Below are 4669 nucleotides of genomic sequence, written 5' to 3'. Positions count from 1 at the left end.
GATGAGCCCAGCACTTGCCGGACGATTACCGGTACTGAGTACCTTGGCGCGGATATATTTAACAAATTTTGCCAAAGCGGCGCGAAAGCAACCACTGCAAAAAAAGTGGAAGTGACAACGACATCGCGCGGCAACCTGGTAAGTGGAAACCGCATTAACAACTCCACCAATGTTACTGGTAATGAGGCTGGTGCTTGTAAGCGTGTAACTGGAAATGAATATACCAGCGCGGAAAATTCTCAGGATTTCTGCGGTAATTTTTCTAATCCAACACCGAGCATTGCTACTTCTATGGCGCAAACCATGAAAGGAAGAAGGGTGACAGGAGCCAACGTTGGCCGAACTGAAAATGTCACTGGCAATGAATACGGTCAGCGGCAACGTTTAACAGGCACACAATACAACCGGCCAGAAAACATTGGCTCCGCGCCCAACAAAGTTGGTGTGAGTACTACGCTGCGTGGTGGAAGTGTCACCGGAAGCATGGTGGGTCGACGTGAGCAAATGACGGGTAACCACTTTGGTAGTTGCAAAAACGTCACCGGCGATGAGTATGCAGGCCGGGAACAGTACGGCAAGTTTTGCAAATCAACGCCAAGCCCTACTGACAGTAAAATTGCGGTTTCACAAACTCTGGCAGGTTTAAAAGTTACTGGTGACCTGGCGCAACGTTCAAAAATAGTAACGGGTGACGAGCCGGGTACTTGTAAAGCAACGACCGGAACGCCTTACGCGGGTGCAGACCAGTACCAGGCATACTGTGATGAGACGCAAGCCTATGCAGCGCAAGCACGCATGCAACCATCTGGTCGCAGATTTGGCCAACCCATGACAGGGCAACAACCTGGTATCGGCGGCAAGATGACTGGTGCAAATAAAGGCGCATGCGAGCCCGTCAGCGGTACGCCTTACGTGGGATCTGACCAGGCGGCAGCGGCATGTCCTTCTGTAGCGGCAGAGCGAGGTAGCCCTGATTTTCCGCAATCAGCAAATACTCCCTGGAGTAATTTTAGCGTTAGTGCGCCGATTCACGCCGCGCAACATGACGGATCGTTTTCACATGTTACCGGTTCACGATATGAGAGCGGGCATATAACCGGATCTTTTGGTAAGGCCGCAGGAAAGGTAACAGGTACGGAAGAAGCGCGCTTTGATGATATCCAGATAGCTCAGCCAACGATGACTACTTTCGCGGAAAATGTGGGTGGTCGGGTTAAGTCTCGCGTTACCGGTGAAGGTATGGAAACAGGACTAAAGATTACCGGGGATGACTGGGACCGTGGTGACCAGGTTACCGGTACCGAAGGTGCTTCAGCGACTCAACGAAACATGACATTGCGCGGAGGCCCAATGAGTGCGATGCAGCAGCGAACTGATATGACTCGCCCAAATAATATTCCTGAGCCTGTTAGCCGGGTTACCGGTGGCAGTGGCAACACTGACAAAGGTTCATTAATTACTTATTCCGGTGGTGCACGCGGATAACGTCCAAGGATCACAGGTTAGAGAACGGGAACAAACAAAATGTTACGCACAGTACGCAAACAAAATGCAGCAAGTAATCGGACACGGGGCACGGCGCCTCTGCGTCGTCCGGGTGCAGTTGCACTTCGTAGTGGTAACGAAGGGCGTGATGGACGTGACATTAGCGTTGTAGTTGGAAATAACAATATTGCGGCATTGAATATTGGTGCACAACATCCATTGTGCCGCAACGATGAGAATGCGCGTTTGCTGGGCTACGAAGATGAGATTAAGCAGGCGTTTGACAATATTGTGCCGACACTCAAAGTAATTTCAGCAATGCAGCATGAAGGTGAATTTGAAAGCAGGGCACAAGCCATTGCCCGTGAGCGCCTGGGATTTGAATTGCCAGAATCGATTCTGGCAGATGCCTGGGTGGAACAACTGGATATGCGTCAACTGTTTGCCTGGTGTGTTTTTAATACCTACAAGCGCTTTTGTGATGAGTTTTTTACATCCCATGCTTCGTCGGATTCAGCGGAAAAAGAATTTGACGCGTTTCTACAGTCGTGTGGCTTTCACACCATGGACATTACACCTTGCGCGGACGGACGTCTGGCCCACCTGGTGCGTTATGTCCTGCGATTGCCGCCACGTGCTGTGCGACGTAAGTCATACGCCGGCGCAATGTTCGATGTGGAAGACAGTTTGGAAAAATGGATGGAAATAGAATTGCAACGTTTTCGTGAAGGCAAGCCGAATTCAGTCGATGCGCCAACACGTTATTTGAAAGTCGTAGCTTACCATTTTAGTTCTGGTAATCCGGATCATGAAGGCTGTGCGGCTCATGGCTCAGATACGCAAAAGGCCGCGCAAGCGGGCCTGGATCGCCTGGTAAATTTTCGCCAGGCTGTCGAAAACAGTTTTTGTTGTGGTGCCTCTATTGATTTGTTGTTGATTGGCGTTGATACCGACACCGACTCAATGAGAGTGCACGTTCCAGATGGCAATGGCCAGATGACGCTTGATCAATACGTTGATACGCAAACTGTTTATACCGAAACGTCACGCCTGGATTCAACGGCGGCAAAACGGTCGATCGAATCGACTATTCAACAGTGTTCGGCAGATGTTGCAACGGGTATGGCGCAATTAGTTGCGCGTTTAATCGAGAACAACCTGTCGCAGATCGCTTATGTGCTTGGTCGTCACGGTGAACGCTATCCGGACATCGGACACGCTGAACGTTTTATTGGTGCCGGTGTGGGATTCGAGGATATTCAGTTACGTAATTTGATGTATTTTGCGTATCTCAATACCGTTGAAGAGGGCGCTGCCGATCTTGATGTCGGTATCAAGATTTTTAAAGGACTAAATGTATCGCATGGATTACCGGTGCCGGTTGTTGTGCGCTTCGATTACCACGGCGATGTACCTGGAGCTCGGGAACGCGCGGAACAACGTTGCGGAAGAGTAGCGCAGGCATTGTCCGAGCGCTTTGAAGATTTGAGCAAGCAAGGCTTGTTACATGTACTGCAGGTGGCACGCGACTGTGATGGCGACAGTCCGTTGGAAATTTTCGCCTGCTCTGTGAATACACCTGAAGTTGGAGGTCACTGATGAAAATCTGCCAGATAGAAAGACCGCTAGTAGCCACCAACCGCATTGCAGCGATGGAGCATAGACACCTGCAAGTGGTGCGCGATGGCAGTGTTTTAGCCGTCGCTGTAGATTCGGTCGGCTGTAAACCCGGCGACTGGGTGATATGTGTGGGCAGTTCCGCAGCACGTGAAGCGGCTGGCAGCAAAGATTATCCAAGTGATCTGACCATTGTTGGCATTATTGATCATTGGCCGCCGCAAGAAAAAGGTGCGTCCTGATGGAAATCCTTCAGGTAGAGTCAGCCCTGGTTTGTACACGTCGCATCGACGGACTGCATGCAACCAGTTTGCGAGTGCTTCGCGCAACAGACGGTAAACGGCAAGTGGCTGTGGATCCGGTCGGTGCTCGCCCAGGAAATTGGGTTTATACGGTGAGTGGATCGGCAGCACGTTATGCAGCAGGTGATTTTGAGGTTCTTACCGACCTTACCATTGGCGGCATTATAGATTATTGGGAGCCAGAGCCTGAACAACTGCAGGTGAATGGTAATCAACAAACTAATACACAGTAACTATTACGCATTAAAGAAAGAAATTTGTTAAACATTTTATTCAACAGGAGACACAAAGATGGCAAGTGAAAACTACGGCATAGCACTGGGTATGATTGAGACGCGCGGGCTGGTGCCCGCCATCGAAGCGGCTGATGCGATGACTAAAGCAGCAGAAGTTCGATTGATCAGTCGAGAGTTTGTTGGCGGCGGTTACGTTACGGTTATGGTTCGTGGCGAAACTGGTGCTGTTAATGCGGCAGTACGCGCCGGTGCTGATGCCTGCGAACGCGTAGGTGACGGTCTGGTTGCGGCGCACATCATTGCACGTCCGCACCGTGAAGTTGAGCCTGTGCTCGACTCTAAATAAATTTGCACGGCTGCGGCGACATCGCAGCCTATGTAAATGATTTTTTTCTTTTACGTTTGGAGATAAAACAATGGCTAGTGAAAATTATGGTATTGCCCTGGGTATGATCGAAACGCGTGGACTGGTTCCTGCTATTGAAGCCGCAGATGCCATGACCAAGGCAGCGGAAGTTCGACTGATCGGTCGTGAATTCGTTGGCGGTGGTTATGTTACTGTTTTAGTTCGCGGCGAAACTGGTGCTGTTAATGCAGCAGTGCGTGCTGGTGCCGATGCTTGCGAACGCGTAGGTGACGGCCTGGTTGCGGCGCACATCATTGCACGCCCACACCGTGAAGTTGAGCCGGTATTGCCAACAGGTGGTGGTTCTTCCAAGGCTGCGGCTGCTTAAGGTTTTCCGTTTGATTAGGCAGGCGGCGAAATGTCGGCGTCAAAACCCGATCAGAGAGTTTTGGGGTATTTGGGCAGAGCCCTTAGTCTGGAATTCTCCGCTGTTCAGCAATATAGCACCCAGGCGCGCTTGGTTGCGGCCTGGGGGTTAAGCGAAGCAGCCGCCAGCTTATCGAAGGAAGCGGATGAAGAGCTACAGCATGCGAATCGCATTATCGACCGTATGCTGGAGCTGGGTGTGGCACCGAACAGCTCGCAATTGCGGCCAGTCAAACTTGCTGATGATTTGTCCACTT

Annotated in this window: 7 protein-coding genes; all 7 read left to right on the top strand. The window is 50.9% G+C overall.

All coding sequences use genetic code 11. The features are described 5' to 3' along the window. The coding region (locus ACWVCM_RS03900; RefSeq protein ID WP_455200402.1) for a CsoS2 family carboxysome shell protein at window positions 1-1485 on the top strand (1485 nt) is incomplete at its 5' end. A 39-nt stretch (window positions 1486-1524) separates the two neighbouring features. Further along, complete coding sequence (locus ACWVCM_RS03895) at window positions 1525-3084, top strand: carboxysome shell carbonic anhydrase (RefSeq protein ID WP_455200401.1); 1560 nt, start codon at window positions 1525-1527, stop codon at window positions 3082-3084. Then, entirely contained in the window at window positions 3084-3344 is a 261-nt protein-coding gene (locus ACWVCM_RS03890; RefSeq protein WP_455200400.1) for a carboxysome peptide A, read from the top strand. The genes ACWVCM_RS03895 and ACWVCM_RS03890 overlap by 1 nt, the downstream gene beginning before the upstream one ends. After that, a complete protein-coding gene (locus ACWVCM_RS03885) occupies window positions 3344-3637 on the top strand; it encodes a carboxysome peptide B (RefSeq protein WP_455200399.1) in 294 nt (97 codons plus the stop codon). Before ACWVCM_RS03890 ends, ACWVCM_RS03885 begins: the two co-directional genes overlap by 1 nt. 58 nt (window positions 3638-3695) lie before the next feature. After that, window positions 3696-3986 carry a BMC domain-containing protein gene (locus tag ACWVCM_RS03880; RefSeq protein ID WP_455200398.1) on the top strand — a complete coding sequence of 97 codons (291 nt, stop codon included), beginning with the start codon at window positions 3696-3698 and terminating at the stop codon, window positions 3984-3986. Window positions 3987-4056: 70 nt separating this feature from the next. After that, window positions 4057-4374, top strand: coding sequence for a BMC domain-containing protein (locus ACWVCM_RS03875; protein ID WP_455200397.1), 318 nt, complete (start codon window positions 4057-4059; stop codon window positions 4372-4374). Between the two features lie 30 nt (window positions 4375-4404). Beyond that, the coding region (locus tag ACWVCM_RS03870; protein WP_455200396.1) for a ferritin-like domain-containing protein at window positions 4405-4669 on the top strand (265 nt) is incomplete at its 3' end.

The sequence above is a fragment of the Kaarinaea lacus genome (assembly GCF_975902315.1).
The sequence above is the reverse complement of the archived record's forward strand: the minus strand, read 5'-3'. Positions and strand labels throughout refer to the sequence as shown.